At 64.2% G+C, this 19,313-nt stretch carries 18 protein-coding genes and 1 tRNA gene; 12 read left to right on the top strand and 7 right to left on the bottom strand.

Annotated elements, in window-relative coordinates; translation table 11 throughout:
• Window positions 1-5 precede the first annotated feature (5 nt).
• The 9 genes from ACVIIV_RS25665 (at window position 6) to ACVIIV_RS25625 (ending at window position 10,006) form a co-directional block, all read left to right on the top strand.
• The gene (locus ACVIIV_RS25665) at window positions 6-665 is read left to right on the top strand and encodes an OB-fold-containig protein (RefSeq protein ID WP_456746626.1); all 660 of its coding nucleotides are present in this window, start codon (window positions 6-8) and stop codon (window positions 663-665) included.
• A 24-nt stretch (window positions 666-689) separates the two neighbouring features.
• Window positions 690-2,384: a flotillin family protein gene (locus ACVIIV_RS25660; RefSeq protein ID WP_456746625.1), complete on the top strand. Its 1,695-nt coding sequence runs from the start codon at window positions 690-692 to the stop codon at window positions 2,382-2,384.
• Window positions 2,385-2,590: 206 nt separating this feature from the next.
• Window positions 2,591-2,959, top strand: a complete 369-nt coding sequence (locus ACVIIV_RS25655) for a hypothetical protein (protein WP_456746624.1) — start codon at window positions 2,591-2,593, stop codon at window positions 2,957-2,959.
• A 139-nt stretch (window positions 2,960-3,098) separates the two neighbouring features.
• A tRNA-Asn gene (locus ACVIIV_RS25650) sits at window positions 3,099-3,173 on the top strand.
• Window positions 3,174-3,383: 210 nt separating this feature from the next.
• Window positions 3,384-3,563 carry a hypothetical protein gene (locus ACVIIV_RS25645; protein ID WP_456746623.1) on the top strand — a complete coding sequence of 60 codons (180 nt, stop codon included), beginning with the start codon at window positions 3,384-3,386 and terminating at the stop codon, window positions 3,561-3,563.
• 133 nt (window positions 3,564-3,696) lie between these two features.
• Complete coding sequence (locus ACVIIV_RS25640) at window positions 3,697-4,359, top strand: protein-L-isoaspartate O-methyltransferase family protein (protein WP_456746622.1); 663 nt, start codon at window positions 3,697-3,699, stop codon at window positions 4,357-4,359.
• A gap of 205 nt (window positions 4,360-4,564) precedes the next feature.
• The gene (locus tag ACVIIV_RS25635; RefSeq protein WP_456748825.1) at window positions 4,565-5,950 is read left to right on the top strand and encodes a TolC family outer membrane protein; all 1,386 of its coding nucleotides are present in this window, start codon (window positions 4,565-4,567) and stop codon (window positions 5,948-5,950) included.
• Between the two features lie 303 nt (window positions 5,951-6,253).
• Window positions 6,254-7,006, top strand: coding sequence for a PopZ family protein (locus ACVIIV_RS25630; protein ID WP_456746621.1), 753 nt, complete (start codon window positions 6,254-6,256; stop codon window positions 7,004-7,006).
• 123 nt (window positions 7,007-7,129) lie between these two features.
• Window positions 7,130-10,006, top strand: a complete 2,877-nt coding sequence (locus ACVIIV_RS25625) for a valine--tRNA ligase (RefSeq protein ID WP_456746620.1) — start codon at window positions 7,130-7,132, stop codon at window positions 10,004-10,006.
• A gap of 110 nt (window positions 10,007-10,116) precedes the next feature.
• Here ACVIIV_RS25625 and ACVIIV_RS25620 read toward each other — a convergent pair whose 3' ends face one another.
• The gene (locus tag ACVIIV_RS25620) at window positions 10,117-10,719 is read right to left on the bottom strand and encodes a DNA-3-methyladenine glycosylase (RefSeq protein WP_456746619.1); all 603 of its coding nucleotides are present in this window, start codon (window positions 10,717-10,719) and stop codon (window positions 10,117-10,119) included.
• 130 nt (window positions 10,720-10,849) lie between these two features.
• Here ACVIIV_RS25620 and lipA point away from each other — a divergent pair, with 130 nt between their 5' ends.
• Window positions 10,850-11,806, top strand: coding sequence for a lipoyl synthase (lipA, locus tag ACVIIV_RS25615; RefSeq protein WP_456746618.1), 957 nt, complete (start codon window positions 10,850-10,852; stop codon window positions 11,804-11,806).
• A 6-nt stretch (window positions 11,807-11,812) separates the two neighbouring features.
• Window positions 11,813-12,283 (top strand): type II toxin-antitoxin system RatA family toxin, encoded by a 471-nt coding sequence (locus tag ACVIIV_RS25610; protein WP_456746617.1) that lies wholly within the window; start codon window positions 11,813-11,815, stop codon window positions 12,281-12,283.
• A 129-nt stretch (window positions 12,284-12,412) separates the two neighbouring features.
• Here the strand turns inward: ACVIIV_RS25610 and ACVIIV_RS25605 are convergent, their stop codons facing one another.
• Genes ACVIIV_RS25605 through ACVIIV_RS25580 form a run of 6 tightly spaced genes read right to left on the bottom strand, consistent with a single transcriptional unit; the run spans window position 12,413 to window position 17,565 of the window.
• Entirely contained in the window at window positions 12,413-13,228 is an 816-nt protein-coding gene (locus ACVIIV_RS25605; protein ID WP_456746616.1) for a c-type cytochrome, read from the bottom strand.
• The gene (locus tag ACVIIV_RS25600) at window positions 13,228-14,850 is read right to left on the bottom strand and encodes a b(o/a)3-type cytochrome-c oxidase subunit 1 (RefSeq protein ID WP_456746615.1); all 1,623 of its coding nucleotides are present in this window, start codon (window positions 14,848-14,850) and stop codon (window positions 13,228-13,230) included. Before ACVIIV_RS25600 ends, ACVIIV_RS25605 begins: the two co-directional genes overlap by 1 nt.
• On the bottom strand, window positions 14,837-15,400 hold the full coding sequence (locus ACVIIV_RS25595) for a cytochrome C oxidase subunit II (protein ID WP_456746614.1): 564 nt from the start codon (window positions 15,398-15,400) through the stop codon (window positions 14,837-14,839). The genes ACVIIV_RS25600 and ACVIIV_RS25595 overlap by 14 nt, the downstream gene beginning before the upstream one ends.
• Complete coding sequence (locus tag ACVIIV_RS25590; protein ID WP_456746613.1) at window positions 15,397-15,573, bottom strand: hypothetical protein; 177 nt, start codon at window positions 15,571-15,573, stop codon at window positions 15,397-15,399. Before ACVIIV_RS25590 ends, ACVIIV_RS25595 begins: the two co-directional genes overlap by 4 nt.
• A 20-nt stretch (window positions 15,574-15,593) precedes the next feature.
• Window positions 15,594-16,847, bottom strand: a complete 1,254-nt coding sequence (locus ACVIIV_RS25585; RefSeq protein ID WP_456746612.1) for a cytochrome c — start codon at window positions 16,845-16,847, stop codon at window positions 15,594-15,596.
• Window positions 16,848-16,857: 10 nt separating this feature from the next.
• Window positions 16,858-17,565, bottom strand: a complete 708-nt coding sequence (locus tag ACVIIV_RS25580; protein WP_456746611.1) for a c-type cytochrome — start codon at window positions 17,563-17,565, stop codon at window positions 16,858-16,860.
• A gap of 934 nt (window positions 17,566-18,499) precedes the next feature.
• Here ACVIIV_RS25580 and ACVIIV_RS25575 point away from each other — a divergent pair.
• A complete protein-coding gene (locus ACVIIV_RS25575; RefSeq protein WP_456746610.1) occupies window positions 18,500-19,276 on the top strand; it encodes a mechanosensitive ion channel family protein in 777 nt (258 codons plus the stop codon).
• The last annotated feature ends 37 nt before the right edge of the window (window positions 19,277-19,313 follow it).

The raw sequence follows: 19,313 nt of genomic DNA, 5'->3' as shown, positions 1-19,313 counted from the left end.
GTGTCATGAGCGCACTGCTCGAACACGTCATGGCGCCGGAGGTCAGGCCGTTCGCGATCGCGGCGGCCATGATCGTCATCGTCGGCTCGGTCGAGGTGATCTCGATGCTGGTCGGGGCCTCCCTGAGCGAGATGCTCGGCACCAACATCGATTTCGCGCATCCCAGCGACAATGGCGTGATCAACGCCATCTCCTGGATCAATGTCGGCGGCGTGCCGCTCTTGATCTTCCTGCTGCTGGTGCTCGGCGCCTTCTCCATCACCGGCTTCCTGATCCAGGACGTCGCGCGAATGGTTGCGGGTCCCTTGCCGGCGATGGTCGCCTCGGTCGGGGCCGTCGTGGCGTCGGTTCCGCTGGTCCGCGCCGCAAGCCGGACCATCGCGCGGGTCATTCCCAAGGATGAAAGCTACGTCGTCGGCCTCGGCGATCTGGTCGGCCGCATCGGTGAAGTCGTTATCGGTCCGCTCGACCACGGGCCGCCCGGCCGCGTCAGCGTCGCCGACATTCATGGCAACCGTCATTTCGTGTCGGCGGTCGCGGCGCCGTCATCGGGACCTTTGCCGCAGGGAACCATGGTCCTCCTGGTCGACCGCGATGGCACGCGATTCGTGGCGGTGAAGGCCGACGATGAACTCAAGCCGTCCAAGCCCACTCTAAGCAGTTAGCAAGTCCCACCAGCGGAGAAAGTCATGTTCGACATCGCAGTCCCGGCCATGATCGGCGTCGCGCTGATCGTCGTTCTGGGGATCGTCTTCACCATTCTCTACAAGCGCGCCACCCGCGACGAGGCCTTCGTGCGCACCGGGCTTGGCGGCAAGAAGATCGTGCTCGACGGCGGCGCCATGATCCTGCCGATCTTCCACTCCTATGCCAGCGTCAACCTGAAGACGCTGCGGCTGACCGTCGAGCGCAAGGAGCGGGAATCGCTCATCACCAAGGACCGCCTCCGCGTCGACATCGTTGCCGAGTTCTATGTGCGTGTGCGCCCCGACGAGGAGAGCATTGCGCTCGCGAGCCAGACGCTGGGCGCATTGACCAACGATGCCGAGGCGTTGCGCAACCAGGTCGAGGCGAAATTCGTCGACGGCCTGCGCTCGGTCGCGGCGACCATGACCATCCTGGAGCTCCAGGAGAAGCGATCGGATTTCGTCAAGCATGTGCAGTCGACGGTCGAATCCGACGTCAAGTCGAACGGCCTCGAGCTGGAATCGGTGTCGCTGACGAAGCTCGACCAGACCGACGTCAAGTTCTTCAACCCGGAAAATTTCTTCGACGCCGAAGGCCTGACCCAGCTCAAGACCGTCACCGAGACCCGCCGCCGCGACCGCAACGCCATCGTGCGCGACAACGAGGTGGCGATCGCACAGAAGGACCTCGAGGCGCGCCAGCAGACCCTCGGAATCGAGCGGACCAAGAAGGAAGCCGAGCTGTCGCAGGAGCGCGACATCGCCAACAAGACCGCAAGCACCCGCGCCGAGGTCGCGACCGCGACCCAGACCGCACGCCTGACCGAGGAGAATGCCCGCATCGACACCGACAGGGCGGTTGCCGAGAAGGAGGCCGGCGCCAAGCAGGTCAAGGAAACCGCGGTGATCGAGTCGGATCTGGCGATCAACAAGCGCAAGACCGACGCCCAGCGCGAGATCCAGATCGCGACGCAGGAAAACGAGATCCAGATCGCGGCGAAGAGCAAGGAGACCTCGGAAGCCGTTGCGGAAGCCAAGACCGCCGAAGCGCTCGCCGTCTCAGCGGAGGAAAAGGTCGTCACCGCACGCGCGGTCGAGGTCGCCGATCGCGCCCGTCTCACCCAGGTGCTCGCCGCGCGGACCGAGGCCGAACGCAAATCGACCGAGCTGATCGTCGCCGCCGAGGCCGAGAAGAAAGCCTCGCTCGATCGCGCCGAGGCCGTGAAGACGCTGGCCACGGCCGAAGCCGAGTCCAACAAGATCAAGGCCGTCGGCGTCCGCAACATCGGTGAGGCCGAGGCCGCCGTCATCACCATGAAGAACGAGGCGCAGAACAAGCTCGGCAGCAACGTCATCGATTTCGAGATCGCCAAGAAGCGGATCGAGACCATGCCCTCGGCACTGGCCGAGATGGTGAAGCCGATCGCCAACCTCAAGGACGTCCGCATCCTGCACACCGGCGGCGCGTTCGGCGGCAACGGCGCCGGCGGAGGCAATGTCGGCTTCGGCGAAGGCCTCGCCGGCGAGCTCCTCAAGGTGCACGCGCTGCGTCCGATGATCGACGAGATCCTGCGCCAGAGCGGCTTTGCGCCGGGCGACGATCCCGTCAAGGCGCTGGTCGGCGCCGTGACGGGCAAGAGCAACGGCGCGGCCGTGCCGGCGCCAGTGCCGGAGAAAACAAACGCCGCCGATCTATGAATGCCCGTTCATTGCTGCGGAGAATTCGTATCGATAAACAGGCTCGGCGCGTCTCGCGTCGCGCAAACGTTCCGGAGCGCAGATCGATCGTGACTTGAATCGTTCGATCTCGCTCCGGACGAGTCTTGAGGCAGCGCTATGTTTGCCGCGGCGCCTGCGTCGATCGACGTCAGGCGCTGAGACCTGTTTCGATCGGAGAATTTCACATGAAGCATTTTCTGTCTGGACTGATCGCCATCGGCCTTTCGATCGCTGCCGCGCCGTCGCTTGCGGCCGATGCCCGCAACGTCACGGTCGTCAACGAGACCGGCTATGCCATCAAATTCCTGGGCTTCAACGCGCCGGATGATGGCCTGGACGAATGGGACAACGAGCTCGACAAGGTGTTGCAGAACCAGGCCAGCACCTATGTCGAGTTCGACGATGACGACGAAGGCTGCGTCTGGAACATCCGCGTCGACTGGCAGAACTATGACGAGGCGGTGCTGTGGAAAAACGTCAACCTCTGCAAGTTCACCGCGCTCCGCTTGCGCTACGATTCCGGTACCAAGACCACCTCGTTTCTCTCAGAATAATGTTTGGCCGACCTGGCCGGAGGAGGGGCCATTCCCAGGCCCTTCCTTGCGGCGCGTTGCGGATGATGACGAATTCGTCCTTTGCAAGCGCAAGCGGCTTTGTTATACGCAGCCGCGCGCGAACGAACGGTTCGCCTTTTCCTCGGTAGCTCAGCGGTAGAGCATCCGACTGTTAATCGGATGGTCGCTGGTTCGAATCCAGCCCGGGGAGCCAAATTTTGCCGATAATTCAATGATTTGTGCCCGCATCCTCGTGCGGCGTGCGATCTGCTTGCCCTGATCTTTGAACACTGCATCCACGATCCAGCGCGGAATCGCCCTCAAACAGATCTGTGGGCAGCGTGTTCGCGCCATGCGGGCGGCGCCAAATCGACTCAATTCAAATCGAGCATGGATGCGCCGGACATTTACGGAGCTGATTCCCATGCCAGAGATCCAGGTCGACCATCCTGTTGTGGCCCCCTCGATTCTGCCGGCCGGCATTCCAGAGCTCAGCGACGATGAATGCCTGGCTTGTCTCGCGCGCGCGGTCGAGACGCCGGATTCGGCGCGGCTGGACGAGGTCGCCGCTCTGATCGGCCGCCTCGCGGTGACGATCGAATAAGGCTGATCGGCTCCTCGATTGGGGGAGTTGCGGCCTCGCTCATGGCCAACGGCCATGTTGCGTTTTGACCGAGCATGCTTCAAAGATGCCGCGAATTTTCTCCGCGGCATCGTCCGCATTGCAGGGTCCGCAAATGTCCGGTTTTTCGACCGCGCGCCTTAAAATGGTCGATGGCCAGGTGCGCACCAATGACGTCACCGACCGCCGTATTCTCGACGCCATGCTCACGGTTCCGCGCGAGGCTTTCGTGCCGGCCGGCCGGCAGGCACTGGCCTATCTCGACCTCGACCTCGACGTCAGCGAAGGCGCCGTCAAGCGGTTCCTGATCAAGCCGCAGCTGACCGGCAAGCTGCTTCAGGCCGCTGAAATCCGCGAGGGCGACAACGTACTGGTCGTCGGCTGCGCCACGGGCTACCTCGCCGCGCTGACCGCCAAGCTCGCGCGGCAGGTCACCGCGATCGAATGCGATTCGGCTTTGGCCGCGAAGGCCAGGGACGCCTTCACCGCCCTGGGGCTTGCCAATGTCACCTGCAAGGCGGCGGCCTGCACCGACGGGGAACCGTCTGCCGCTCCGTATGATGTGATCGTCCTCAACGGCGCAGCCGAGGTGATGCCGGAAGCTCTGCTCGGGCAGCTGAAGGAGGGCGGGCGTATGGTGGGGGTGTCGGCCGAATCCAGGCCGCCGCGCGCTACGATCGTGACCCGTACCCACGGTGAATTCGGCCATCGGGCGCTGTTCGATGCCGCAGCCCCGGTCCTTCCGGGGTTGGAACGGGCAGCCGCCTTTGTCTTCTGACGGCCCAAAAGCCGCCCAAATCCCGTTCTGAATCAGAAGTGTGGCCGGGATGCTGCACGTGAAGAGTTTCCACTGAGAACTACCGTTGGGTGGTTCCGTCGCGCCCATCTGCGTCCTATGTTGCGGCGGGGCAACGACTCCACTCGTAGACGGTAACCCAGCTCGCGGGCACGAGCCGGGCGTTAGAATGAACGGAATTTCAGGGATGCATGGGGTGAAGCTCTTCACCGGAGCTGCGGTTTCGGTCCTGCTGCTGGCGCTCGCCGGGCCGACGCCTGCCTTGGCGGATACGATCGACGCCGCGCTGGTGCGCGCCTATCAGAACAATCCGCAGCTCAACGCACAGCGTGCCCAGGTGCGCTCGACTGACGAAAACGTGCCTCAGGCCTTGTCGGGCTATCGCCCGAGGGTTTCGCTGACCGCGAGCGCTGGTTACCAGTACTCGGACTTCAAGAGCAGCTCGACCAGCGACCCCGTTAACGGTACGGGCATCCCCCGTAGCGTCGGATTGACCGCTTCGCAGACATTGTACAACGGCAATCAGACTGCCAACCGGACGCGCGCCGCCGAGAGCCAGGTCTCCGGAGCCCGCGAGGGGTTGCGCGTGCTTGATCAGAGCGTGCTGCTCCAGGCCGCGACGACATACATGGACTATCTGCGCGACGCCGCCACGCTGGAGGTCCAGCGTAGCAACGTACGCGTGCTCGAGCAGACGCTGAAGCAGACTCGTGACCGCTTCAACGTCGGCGAAGTAACCCGCACTGACGTCGCGCAATCGGAGGCGCAACTGGCGGCCGGCAAGACGCAGGCGCTCACTGCCGAAGCGAATTTGACCACGACGCGGGCGAACTTCCGGCGGATCATCGGTAACGAGCCGACGAACCTCGCGCCGGGCTCCCCTGTCGATCGGTTTCTGCCTCCGACGCTTGCAGCTGCCATCGAGCTTGCCCTCATCGAGAACCCTAACGTCACGGCGAGCATGTATGGTATCGACGTCAATTATCTTCAGGTGAAGGTCAACGAAGGCGCGCTGCTGCCGACGGTCACCCTGCAAGCATCCGTCACCCAAGCCTATGAGCAGTCCCTGATCCAATACCGCTCGTTCGGAGCCTCCGCGGTCGCGCAGCTCTCGGCTCCGATCTATCAGGGCGGCGCCGAATACGCGCTGATTCGTCAGTCCAAGGAGAACCTTGCGCAGCAGCGCCTCAATCTGGAGACGACCCGCGATCAGGCTCGTGCCACGGTCGTGCAGGCATGGGGCCAGTTGCAGGCCAGCAAGGCGCAGGTGCAGTCCGCGCAGGCACAGGTCACGGCCTCAGAGATCGCACTGAACGGTGTCCGTGAAGAGGCCAAGGCTGGTCAGCGCACCACGCTCGACGTGCTCAACGCGCAGCAGGCGCTGGTGAACGCGCGTGTCGCACTCGTCACCGCACAACACGATCGCGTGGTTGCATCCTATTCAGTGCTGAGTGCCGTAGGCCGTCTATCGCCGCAGGTCCTTGGCTTGCCGACCACAACCTACGACCCCAGCGTTCACTATCATCAGGTCCGCGACAGCTGGGCCGGGGTGCGCACGCCCGACGGGCGCTGATTCCCGTGATCATCCGGTCGACCTCGCGAACAGACGAGGTCGACCGGCGCTTCGCTTGCAATCGTCAAATTCCCTGACATAGCCTTGCCATGAAGGTGCGGGTCGATTCGCGCCGCATCGATCTCGTGTGCGTAACGCTTGAGTGCGGGGGCAGGGGCGCGCCGCTGCACATCGAGCCCGTGATCTGGGGACAAGTCGGGCTGCCGCGACGAAAATCACGGGCCTCCCGTCCGGAACCGGCCAATCCTGTCGTGCTTGGTGTAAAACAACGCATGCGAGGGCGTTGATGATGTGGAGTCGGAGATGACGCAGCCTGCAAAGGTCACAGAACCCTCGATGGAGGAGATTCTGGCCTCGATCCGGCGCATCATTGCCGACGATGAGGCAAAGCCCCCGCCGGCCGAGGCCGCCAAGCCCGAGAAGGCTGCGGCGCCGAAGCCGCAGGCCATGAACGACATTCCGCCATCCAAGGTCGCTTCCGCAAAACCTGCCGCCGAGAAGCCTGCGCCGCCAGCTGCGAAGCCGGCTCCGGCGCCGCCGCCACCCGCGCCTGCGGCGGACGCATCCAACAGCCAGGACGATATCGACGCCCTGCTGGCGGGGCTCGACGCGGCCACGCCTGCGCCGGAGGCCCGCGCTCCCGAGCCCGAGCCCGAGCCCGACGTCCTCGAACTGACGGACGAGATGGCGGTGGATCCGACACCGCCTCCGCCGCCGCCAAGCTTCCGCAAGGTCGAGCCGCGCGACGATCTGGAATTCGCCGAATCGCCGCCACCGCGCACCGCACCGCCATCGTCCTACGCGCCGGTGGACTTTGACGCCCCGCCGTTGCCGCCGCAGCAGCCGATCCTCGCGCAATCGACGGTCTCCGCGGTCGAATCCGCCTTCAACTCCCTGGCCCACACGGTGCTCAGCAGCAATGCACGGACGCTGGAGGACCTGGTCAAGGAGATGCTGCGTCCAATGCTGAAGTCCTGGCTCGATGACAACCTGCCGGGCCTCGTTGAACGCATCGTGAAGGCCGAAATCGAGCGGGTCTCGCGCGGCGGCCGTTAAGAAGGGCCGTACGGCCCCGATAAAGCCCTGCTCCTGCGTGATATTCGGCCTTGCGCCCTAGGCCGGAGTGCCTGCCGTTGAGCTTCCCGTTGACTTGAACCGCGCGCGCGGCTTTCTAGCCCCATGATCGAGAAAAATTACCAACCCGCCGATATCGAAACCCGCATGTCCGTCGTGTGGGAGGACAGCCTTGCCTTTAAGGCCGGCCGCCCTGACCGTCGCGACGCGGTGCCGTTCACCATCGTGATCCCGCCGCCGAACGTGACGGGCTCGCTGCACATGGGCCACGCCCTCAACAACACGCTGCAGGACATTCTGTGCCGGTTCGAGCGCATGCGCGGCCGCGACGTGTTGTGGCAGCCCGGCACCGACCATGCCGGCATCGCCACCCAGATGGTGGTCGAGCGGCAGCTGATGGAGCGCCAGCAGCCCGGCCGCCGCGAGATGGGCCGCGAGAAGTTTCTTGAGCGGGTCTGGCAGTGGAAGGCCGAGAGCGGCGACACCATCATCAACCAGCTCAAGCGGCTCGGTGCCTCCTGCGACTGGTCGCGCGAGCGCTTTACCATGGACGAGGGCCTGTCGAAGGCCGTCGTCAAGGTGTTCGTCGAGCTGCACCGCGAGGGCCTGATCTACAAGGACAAGCGGCTGGTGAACTGGGACACCAAGCTCCTGACCGCGATCTCCGATCTCGAAGTGCAGCAGACCGAGGTCAAGGGCCACCTCTGGTATCTGCGCTACCCGATCGAGGGCAAGACGTTCAGCCCCGAGGATCCCTCGAGCTTCATCGTCGTCGCCACCACGCGCCCCGAGACCATGCTCGGCGATACCGGCGTGGCCGTGCATCCCGAGGACGAGCGCTACCTGAGGCTGGTCGGCAAGAACGTCATCCTGCCGCTGGTCGGCCGCAAGATCCAGATCGTCGCCGACGACTATTCCGATCCGGAGAAAGGCTCGGGCGCGGTGAAGGTGACGCCGGCGCACGACTTCAACGACTTCGAAGTCGGCAATCGCCACGGCCTGCGCCGGATCAGCGTGATCGACAGGGAAGGCTGCCTCGATCTCCTCGACAACGAGGATTATCTGCGCGACCTGCCCGAGGGCGCATCGCAGTTCGCGGAGGAGTTCCACAAGGTCGATCGCTTCGCCGCGCGCAAGCGCATCGTCGAGCGGCTGGAGAGCTTCGGCTTCGTCGAACGGATCGAGCCGCACACCCACATGGTGCCGCATGGCGATCGCTCGAACAGCGTGATCGAGCCGTATCTGACCGACCAGTGGTATGTCGACGCCAAGACGCTGGCCAAGCCTGCGATCGCGGCGGTGCGCTCGGGCGAGATGACTTTCGTGCCGAAGAACTGGGAAAAGACCTATTTCGACTGGATGGAGAACATCCAGCCCTGGTGCATCTCGCGCCAGCTCTGGTGGGGTCACCAGATCCCGGCCTGGTACGGTCCGGATGGCAAGGTGTTCGTCGCCGAGACCGAGGAGGAGGCCGTCAGCCACGCGCTCGGCTATTACGTCGAGCAGGAGGTCATCACGCCCGAGCAGGGGCGCGAGATGGCGCTCGACCGCAACAAGCGCGAAGGCTTCATCACCCGTGACGAGGACGTTCTCGACACCTGGTTCTCCTCGGCGCTGTGGCCGTTCTCGACGCTCGGCTGGCCCGACGACACGCCCGAGGTGCAGCGCTATTATCCGACCAATGCGTTGGTGACCGGCTTCGACATCATCTTCTTCTGGGTCGCCCGCATGATGATGATGGGCCTGCACTTCATGAAGGAGGTGCCGTTCTCGACCGTCTACATCCACGCCCTGGTCCGCGACGAGAAGGGCGCCAAGATGTCGAAGTCGAAGGGCAACGTCATCGATCCCCTCAACCTGATCGACGAATACGGAGCGGACGCGCTGCGCTTCACGCTGGCTGCGATGGCGGCGCAGGGGCGCGACATCAAGCTCGCCACCAGCCGCGTCGAGGGCTATCGCAACTTCGCGACAAAGCTCTGGAACGCGTGTCGCTTCGCCGAGATGAACCACTGCGCCGTGCCAGACGGTTTCGAGCCGGCGAAGGCGAAGGAGACACTGAACCGCTGGATCGCGCATGAAAGTGCGCACACCACGCGTGAGGTGACCGAGGCAATCGAAGCCTATCGCTTCAACGATGCTGCAGGCAGCATCTATCGCTTCGTCTGGAACGTCTATTGCGACTGGTATGTCGAGCTCGCAAAGCCCGTGCTGCTCGGCCCAGACTGCCCCGCCAAGGACGAGACCCGCGCCATGGTCGCCTGGGCGCGTGACGAGATCCTCAAGCTGCTGCACCCCTTCATGCCCTTCATCACCGAAGAGCTGTGGGAGGTGACAGCCAAGCGCGACGGCCTGCTCGCATTGGCGCCGTGGCCGCTGAAGCCGGCTCAGCCTTCGCCGGAGCAACTCGCGATGCTCGCCGCAGCCGCCGGGCCGATCGATCCGCTGATCTCGCCGGCGCTGGTCATGCCGATCTTCGACCATGCCGATTTCACCGATCCCAAGGCGGAAGCCGAGATCGGCTGGGTGATCGACCTCATCACCCAGATCCGCTCGGTGCGTGCCGAGATGAACATCCCGCCGGCGACGCTGACGGCGCTGGTGCTCGCCGGCGCCTCGGCCGAGACCAGGGAGCGCGCGCCGCGCTGGACCGATGTCATCAAGCGCATGGCGCGGCTGTCGGAGATTTCCTTCGCCGACCGTGCGCCTGACGGTGCGGTTCAGCTGCTGGTGCGTGGTGAGGTGGCCGCGCTGCCGCTCAAGGGCGTGATCGACGTCGCCGCCGAGCGCACGCGCCTCGACAAGGAGATCGGCAAGGCCGACGCCGACATCAAGCGCGCCGAATCCAAGCTGGCGAACGAGAAGTTCGTCGCCAACGCGGCCGAGGAGGTCGTCGAGGAGGAGCGCGAAAAGCGCGAGGCGGCGCTGGCCCGCAAGGCCAAGCTGCTCGAGGCGCTGGAGCGGCTGAAGCAGGCGTCGTGAGCTTGCTGTCATTCCGGAGCGATGCACAGCATCGAATCCGGAATCTCGAGATTCTCAGGTGCGCAAGTGCGCACCATAGTTCGGCTCTTCGAGCCGTCCCGGAATGACGATCACTTCGGAAACGGCTTGCTCAAAAACTTCGAGCCCCGGATGCCATAGCGCCAGGGCAGCTCGACCGCCTTGGTGATGCCGATGCGGATTCCGGTTGCGACCTCCACATCTTTGGTCCGCGCATGCAGCGCGATCGGCGGGTGGTCAAGCGGCAGCGCGTTGTGCGCGATGGTGATGCCGAGCGCTTCGGTTAGCTTGCCCGGACCCGAGCACAGCGCATGCACGTCCTGCAGATGCCGGCGTCGGCGCATCGCAGCCAAGCCATGCGTCGGCTCCAGCGCGCGGATCAGCACGGCGCTGGCCGAGCCTTCCTCCTCGCAGACGAAGTTCACGCACCAGTGGATGCCGTAGGAGCGATAGACATAGGCAAAGCCGGGCGGGCCGAACATCACCTGGTTCCGCGACGTCGGCCCGCGATAGGAGTGCGCGGCCGGGTCGGTATGATGATAGGCCTCGACCTCGACAATGATCCCGCCGACGCCGCCGACCAGCAGGGTGGCGCCGATCAGATCGGGCGCGACCTCGTGGACGCTGCGTCCGAAAAAGGCACGCTTCAGGGCCTTGCCGAGCCGCAGTGGTGAAGTCTTCGGGATTGGAGCCATTCGAGGTGAGAATCGCCTGAGAACAGAGCAGGATATTGCCCATATCTGCCATGTTCCCTGAAGCGGTGCGAGCCGGGTTGCGATGCCTGCCCAGACCGACTAGGTAGGACCTGAACAGACCGGACACCCCATGGTCGTTATTGTCGATACCATCTCGAACCCGTTGCGCCCGCGCCACCCCGAAAAGGTGAACCGGCCCGATTCCGCTTCGCCGCCGAAGCCGGACTGGATCCGCGTGCGCGCGCCGAATACCCGCGGCTATGCCGACACCCGCAACATCGTGCGGTCCAACGGTCTGCATACTGTGTGCGAGGAGGCGGGCTGTCCGAACATCGGCGAGTGCTGGGACAAGAAGCACGCGACCTTCATGATCATGGGTGACACCTGCACCCGGGCCTGCGCCTTCTGCAACGTCAAGACCGGCCTGCCGAATGCACTGGATGCGGCTGAGCCGCAGAACGTCGCCGAGGCGACCGCCAAGCTGGGCCTTGCCCATGTCGTCATCACCTCCGTCGACCGCGACGACCTCACTGACGGCGGCGCAGAGCATTTCGCAGAGACGATTCGCGCGATCCGGGCCGCGTGCCCCTCGACCACGATCGAGATCCTGACGCCCGATTTCCTGCGCAAGGAAGGGGCGCTGGAAGTCGTCGTCGCGGCGAAGCCGGACGTCTTCAACCACAATCTCGAGACCGTGCCGTCGCGCTATCTCACGGTGCGGCCGGGCGCGCGCTACTTCCACTCGATCCGGCTGTTGCAGCGGGTCAAGGAGCTCGATCCCACCATCTTCACCAAGTCCGGCATCATGGTCGGCCTCGGCGAGGAGCGCCACGAGGTGCAGCAGGTGATGGACGATCTGCGCTCGGCCGACGTCGACTTCCTGACCATCGGACAATATCTGCAACCGACCCGCAAGCATCACGCGGTGATGCGCTACGTGCCGCCGGACGAGTTCTCGTCCTACGAAAAGATCGCCTACACCAAGGGCTTCCTGATGGTGTCGGCGAGCCCGCTCACCCGTTCGTCGCATCACGCCGGCGAGGATTTTGCGAGATTGAAGGCAGCGCGGGCCGCGATCGCGCGCTGAGTTCCTATGCATCGAGTTTCAAGCAAGCATCGCGTCAATCACAGCGCGTCCGAGATGTTCGATCTGGTCGCCGACGTCGAGCGCTATCCGGAGTTCGTGCCGCTGTGCAGCGCGCTGAAGGTGCGCCAGCGGATGACCAAGCCCGACGGCACCGAGGTGCTGGTCGCCGACATGACGGTGTCGTTCAAGCTGGTCAAGGAATCCTTCACCAGCCGCGTGACGCTCGACCGCCCCAATCTGAAAATCCTGGTCGAATATCTGCAAGGTCCGTTCAGGAATCTGGAAAACCGTTGGACGTTCGAGCCCAAGGGTGAGGGCGTCTGCGACGTCGGCTTCTTCCTCGCCTACGAATTCAAGAGCCGCATGCTGGCGATGCTGATGGGCTCGATGTTCGACGCTGCATTCGCACGATTCTCCACTGCGTTCGAAAAGCGGGCGGACGCGATCTACGGCCGGTCGAAGCTGGCGTCGTCGTAGTGGCCACGGGCGCCCCTCTCTCCACCGTCATTGCGAGGAGCTCTTGCGACGAAGCAATCCAGAATCCCTCCGCGGAAAGATTCTGGATTGCTTCGCTGCGCTCGCAATGACGATGGAGAGACCAGTCCCTCAATCCACCGCCTTCACCACGTCCGGCGGCTGCGAGGCGTAATACGCGGCTGCCTGCTCGATCTCCTGCGGGGTCATTGCGCGCGCGATGTTGCGCATCTGCTGGCTGATATCGTTACGGCGTTCGCCGGAGGCGAAGGCCTGGAGCTGCGCCTTCATGTAAGCATCGGACTGACCCTCCAGCCACGGGCTGCCGGTCTTGTTGTCGAGGCTGCCATGGCAGGAGCCGCAGGGCGCGATACCGCGCATCGGCGCGCCGTAGATGACGATGTTCGGTTTCGGCAGCTGCGGCGTTGGATGATAAGCCGGAAGCCGCGGCAGATAGGCGTAGTACATCGAGAGATCGGCGATCTCCTGGTCGGTCAGGTTGATCGCAAACGGCGACATCACGGCATTAGTGCGCGCGCCCGAGCGGAAATCGTGCAGCTGCTTGTAAATCACGGCCGCATACTGGCCGGCGAGATTGGGCGAATCTGCGCGGCTGATGCCAGTGGGGCCATGGCAGATCGCGCAACGCTGTGCCAGCGTCGCGCCGCGGCCAATCGCCTCCTGGCTCGATCGTGACAGCGTGCTAGACGTGAGCACGACCTCGGATAGGCGCCTGGTCTGCTCCGGCGCCACCACGGTCGCCGCGCGCTGTGGCAGGCCGGCGGCGCTGCAGATGGCATCCCAGACATTGGCGAACTGAACCCAGGGCTGCGCGAAGGGCAGCACGATGAAGCCGCCGATCGCGGTCACGATCAGGATCGCGGCGGTGACGCCGACACCTGTCGTGAAATGCCTGTTGCGGAAGGTGAAGAGGTCGCGCGCGCTCATCACTGCGCTCCCACATAGACGGCTGGCACCGAGGTGCCTTCGTTCAACGCCAGCGTCAGGATCGGGTAGCCGTAATTCGTGAGGGTGAGCGCGATCATCAGTCCCACCCACAGCGCGTACGTATTGAGCGCGACCGGCACGGTCGCCGGCTGGTGCACGGCCAGCGCGAAACGGTAGGGGCCGGCGTCAGCCTGGGGTGCGCGCATGCCGCGCGCGAGAATGATCAGGAACAGAACGCCCGAGGTCAACAGGACGAAGCCGCCGATCACCGAGAAGGTGACCGAGAGCGCCTGCGGCGCGATGGCGGGATCGCCGAAGTCGAAATAGGCCATGCGGCGCGGCATGCCCAAAATGCCGACCCAGTGCCACGGGAAGGTGGTGACGATCATGCCGACGAACCACAGCCAGAGCTGGGTGCGGATCAGGCGGAGATCGATCAGCTCGCGGCCGGTCAGATGCGGCCACAGATCATAGGCGATTGCAAAATACATGATCACGATGGCGCCGCCGAAGATCAGGTGGAAATGGCCCGTGATCCACTGCGTGTTGTGGATGGAGGCATCGAGCTGGTAGCTCATGTTGATGAGGCCGCCGGCACCACCGAAGCCGAGCATGATGAAGGAGAAGGCCAGTGCCAGCATCATCGGATTGTCCCAGGGCAGGGCCCTGATCCAGCCGAATAGGCCGCGCCCGCCGCGCAGGCGTGCGGCGATCTCGACGGAGGCGCAGATCGTGAACACCGTCAGCAATGTCGGCAGCGCCACCAGCGCGGTGAAGGCCGAATGGATGAACTTGAAGCCGGCGCCGACTTGCGGGTCTCCAAAGGTGTGGTGCATGCCGATCGGCATCGCCACGACCAGGAACAGGATGAAGGAGATCCGTGCCATGGTGTCGGAGTAGACGCGGCCGCCGATCGCGCGCGGCACGATGGTGTAATAGGCGATGTAGGTCGGCATCAGCCAGAAATAGACGATGGCGTGCAACGTCCAGGAAAAGAACACGCGGGCGAGGCCGGCATCGATGGTGGACTTCAGCCCCGCGGCGACGGGAATGATCTGCAACAGCAGCTCGAGCGCGGCGCCGACCGCGGTCCAGGCCCAGAGATACGAGCCCGCGACATTGGCAAACATGGCGAGCGGCACCGGCGCGTCGGGATTAGCCTTGCGCCAGACGCGCAGATTGACCGACATCAGCGCGACCCAGATCCAGGAGCCGACCACGACCAGCACGACGCCGAGATAGTAGAAGACGTTGCCGATCAGCGGCGGATAGAAGGTGTAGAGCACCGAGGCGCGGCCGAGCGCGATCGGGATCACCGCCATGATGCTGCCGGCAACGATCAGCCAGAATCCCGCCCAGGCCCACCGCACGCCAACCAGACGCTGCTGCAGCGCGGCCTCGCTGATCGCGTAGCCGAATCCCATCGCGACAAGGGTCGGGAAGACATAGCCCATCACCGTGCCGTGCGCGGTCAGCGAACGGTAATAGAGCTCGGGATTGGTCAGCCACGTGCCGATCGGACTGCGGATGAACATCTGCCAGGTGCCGAGCGCGAGGGCAGCGCCGAACACGGCAAAGGCCAGCCAGAAATGGGCGAGGATGAGCTTCCTATTGACCAACACAGCTCAGCCTCCCGCCACCCTTCGCACGACCCGCGAAGTCCGCCTTGTCGATCACCTTGACCTTGCCCCACATGCCCTCATGGCCAAAGCTGCAAAATTCCTGGCAGGGCATCAGATAGTCGCCGGTCTTCGCAAAGCGCATGAGTTGCTCGGAGATGTAACCCGGCACCAGCATGGTGTTGACATTGGTGCCCTGGATCAGGATGCCGTGCACGACATCGGCGCTGGTGGCGCGCAGCGTGATCGGCGTGTCCGCGGGCACCAGGATGCAGGCCGGCGTGAAGGAATATTGCTGGCCGATCGCGCGCACGGTCACATTGCCATTGGCTTCCAGCACGCTGCCGAGATTGCTCTCGACGAATTCGCCGGAGAGATGCAGCCGCGATGGATCGGTGGTCTCGACCCGCGGCTGCGGCATGGTTGCGCGATGGATGCCGGCGAATGCCGCGAACAGCGCCATCATCACGATGATGATCACGGCAACACTCGCCCAGCGCCGCTCGACGCGGGCCGCGACGTCAGCGCTGTCATGGGTTTCCTCTACGCTCATTGCAGCGGCCCGCGCGGCAGGAAGACGAAGAGGTAGAAGGCAAACCACATCGCGACCACGCAGGCCGTGGCGATGCCGGCAAGCACGAGCGCACCGGACGGGCCTTGCGCGACGACCTCCTCGACCGCCTGGTCGGCGGCGGCTGGACTGGTCGGCGGATCGGAATTGATCATGACGGGATCTCTGGCATCTCTCAGTTCAGCGGTGCGGAGCGCAGCTCGTTGGCCTCGCGCGCTGAGACCGGCGTGCCGCGATTACCCCAGGCGGTACGGATGTAGGAGACGACGGCGGCGACCTCGTTGTCGGACAGAAGCCCAGCGAACGGCGGCATGCCGTAGGGCATCGGATTGCCCTTGGTGCCCGGCGGATAGCCGCCATTGAGCACCATGCGGATCGGATTGACCGCCGACTGCATTTCGATCGACTGGTTGTTGGCGAGCGGCGGCCAGTGCGGCGGCTTGCCTTCGCCCTGCGCGCCGTGACAGTTCGCGCAGTGCTTGTCATAGACGGTCTTGCCGAGGCTGATCAGCAGGCTGCTCTCGGTGGTCGGCAGCGTCGAGCTTGGCGGCGTCGGAGGCGAGGGCTCCGCAATGCTCTTGAGATATACCGCCATCGCCCTGGTGTCCTCGTCCGTGAGATATTGTAGGCTGTTGTGCACGACCTCGGCCATCGGCCCGTAGACGACGCCGCGCATGGAGACGCCCGTCTGGAGCAGATCGGTGATGTCCTTGATGCTCCAGTCGCCGAGCCCCGCCTCGCGGTTGGACGTGAGCGAGGGCGCATACCAGTTCTGCATTGGAATCAGGCCGCCCTTGAAAGCTTCCGATTGCGAGGTGCCGCCGAGCGCGTTGATCGGCGAATGGCACATGCCGCAATGGCCGAGGCCCTCGACAAGGTAGGCGCCGCGATTCCATTCCGGGGATTTGGTCGGGTCCGGTTTGAACTCGCCCTCTGAAAAGTACAACGTCCGCCAGCCGAGGATCAGCTGGCGGTTGGAATAGGGGAAGCGGAGATCGTGCTCGCGATTCCGCTGGCTCACGGGCGGGATCGACCTCAGATAGGCGAAGATCGCGTCAGTATCAGCTCGTGTGACCTTGGTGTAGGAGGCGAACGGCATCGCCGGATACATCAATCCGCCGTCAGGAAAGCGGCCATAGTGCATGGCCTTGTAGAAGTCTTCGGCAGTCCATTTGCCGATCCCGGTGTCGCGATCCGGCGTGATGTTGGAGGAATACAGAGTGCCGAAAGGCGTCGGCATGGCGCGTCCGCCGGCGAAGGTGCGCCCCTCGGGCGCCGTGTGGCAGGCGATGCAGTCGCCGGCGCGGGCCAGATATTCGCCGCGCGCGACGAGGCTGTCGCGGTCGGAGCCAGGCTTCGGCTGCGCCTCGGCGGACGGACCGGTGAAGAGCAACAGCCATACGGCAAGCAGTCGTGAACCCGAGCGCAATTCTGTCTCCTCAGTCCGGTTGACTGCCGCAGGCGAACGGCAGCACGTACGTACCCTTCGGCGCCGGCGCGATGTTGACAGGCGCGGGGCGGCTCGCGAGCCATGCCGCAACCGCCGTCACGTCTTCCTCGGTGAGCCGGGCCGCAACCTGCTGCATGCAGTCCGGTGCCTTCGCGGTGCGCGTGCCATAACGCCACCCGCCCAACTGCGCGCTGATGTAGTTCGGGCGCAGTCCGAGCAGGCCCGGAATTCCCGGCTCCATGCCGGTCAGGACCGGGCCATGGCAGCTTCCGCACGCCGGAATCTGGCGCTGTGGATCGCCTCGCGACACCAGGGACTGGCCGTGCTGCAGCACGTCCTTGCTTGCATCGCTTGCTGTCACAGGCGGCAGAGGCGGGTGCTGATCCGCAAAATACTCCGCCATCCGCTGCAGGTACGGATCGGGCAGGAACTCCAGCAGATAATTCATCGGCGGATATTTTCGCCGGCCGTTCTTGAAGGCAAGGAGTTGGTTGTAGAGATAGCCGGCCGGCTTGCCGGCAAGGCGCGGGAAGTAGACGTCGTTGGTGCCTTCGCCTTGATTGCCGTGACAGGGCGTACAGGCCTCGACCCGCGCCGCCATCGTGTCCGGCGGCTGGTTGGCTGTTTGTGCGGCCGCACCATCAAACGCGGCCAAGGTGGCAATGGCGATAGCCAGAGCAATGGTGCGAGCGAACACTCTCGTCACCCTCCAAAGAACGGGACCAGTTGATTCCGGATCACAACGTAGCGGAGCATTATTGCGCCAATATGGTTCCGCGCAAGATCGGGCGAGCGTGATGACGTTTGGTCGCGGCCTTCGCATGTGCGATCCCGATCGAATTCGACAAGACTTGCGTGCTTTTTGAAAAGTGGACATAACGCTGCGCTCTCGCGACAGTTTCCGTCCGAGTCTTGCTTCGCTCCATCGACCCTCTTGAAGTCAGAGGGCACAGGGAAGGCCGGGTGCCGGCCGGGCACCCACGGTCCACTGTGCGAAGGCTTGCGCTACAAGAGTCTGCACAGCGGCATACAGGTGAAGCCAAACACACGGCCTTCCCTGCGCGATGGTTTGACGGCTTATGCCGAGCTCTCCCCGGGGAGCGTGCACTATTGCCCCCGTCGCCTTGCAGATGACTGACATGCGCACCCGGTTAGGCAACACACATCACCACAAGACTTGACGCACAGACCCCGGGCGTCAGGACGACACGGTTTTACCGTACGCTGATAGCATCGGTCGTGTGCGCGGTTTCCCGCCCTGCGATGCCCCTCGCGCCGGTGCTCCCAGCGTCCACCACAACCGATCCCGCGTTCGTGACGATCGCGATACGCCCCTCTGACAGGGATGAGGTGACGCGAGGATGCGATAGATCCGAAATTGGGTAAATACGAAAATTGTCGCCTGACCCGATTTACCTGCAACTTATGTGTTTTGCCCGACGGGCAACACAAGAACTCGTAGCCTGGATGGAGCGCAAGCGAAATCCAGGGCCTGCGAGCCTGCGGGGAGTGATTCCTGGATTGCGCTACGCTTCATCCAGGCTACCGGACCTGTGTTCCCCATCAACATCCACCGGGGATCATTTCGCAGGGCGGTGCGTTCTCAACCGACTGTCCGGGTTGGAGCCGCCATGACCATCAATCTCGACACGCTGAAAGCATCGCTCGTCCTGTATGGACTGAACGCGGTTTATGCGATCCTGCTGCTGGCGGTCGGCTGGTATCTGTCCGGCGCGATGCAGCGTTTCGTCACGCGCGTCTTGACCGTCACGCACCGCGTCGATCCGCTGGTGACGTTGTTCGTGAGTAGTCTCGCTCGCTACGGCGTCCTGGCCGTGGTCGGGATCGCCGTGCTTCAGCTCTTCGGCATCCAGACTGCGAGCCTCGTCGCCGTATTGGGCGCGACGTCGCTCGCGATTGGCCTCGCGCTTCAAGGCACGCTGTCCAATCTTGCCGCCGGCGTGATGCTGCTGTTGTTCCGGCCCTTTCGCATCGGCGACGACGTCGAGGTCGCCGGCAAGGCAGGCAAGGTGAGTTCGCTGTCGCTGTTCATGACCGAGCTGGTCGCGCCCGACAACACGCAGATCCTCTTGCCCAACGGACAGGTGTGGGGCGCGGCCATCATCAACCACAGCGCCTATCCCGGCACAGGCGAGGTCAAGGTGACGGTTCCGGTCAGGGCCGGCTCGGCCAATGCGCTCGCTGACAAGATTCTGAAGGAGCTGCGCGAGGACCCGCGCGTCGACGAGCGAGTCGCGCCGTCGGTCAACGTATCGAAGGTGATCGCCGCTGATCTCGCCGCGCCCGTCGTGGAATTGACTGTGAGTGCGAAGGTCAATCCATCGGATGCCGATGCGGTCAAGCAGCGCGTGCTCGATCATGCGAGCGCGCTGCTGGCGGCGGCCTGAGGCTGCCCATCAGGATGCCGCGCTGTCGCCCGCATGA

It is taken from the genome of Bradyrhizobium sp. USDA 4354, from assembly GCF_054060315.1.
This window is presented reverse-complemented; position numbering and strand designations above follow the sequence as displayed.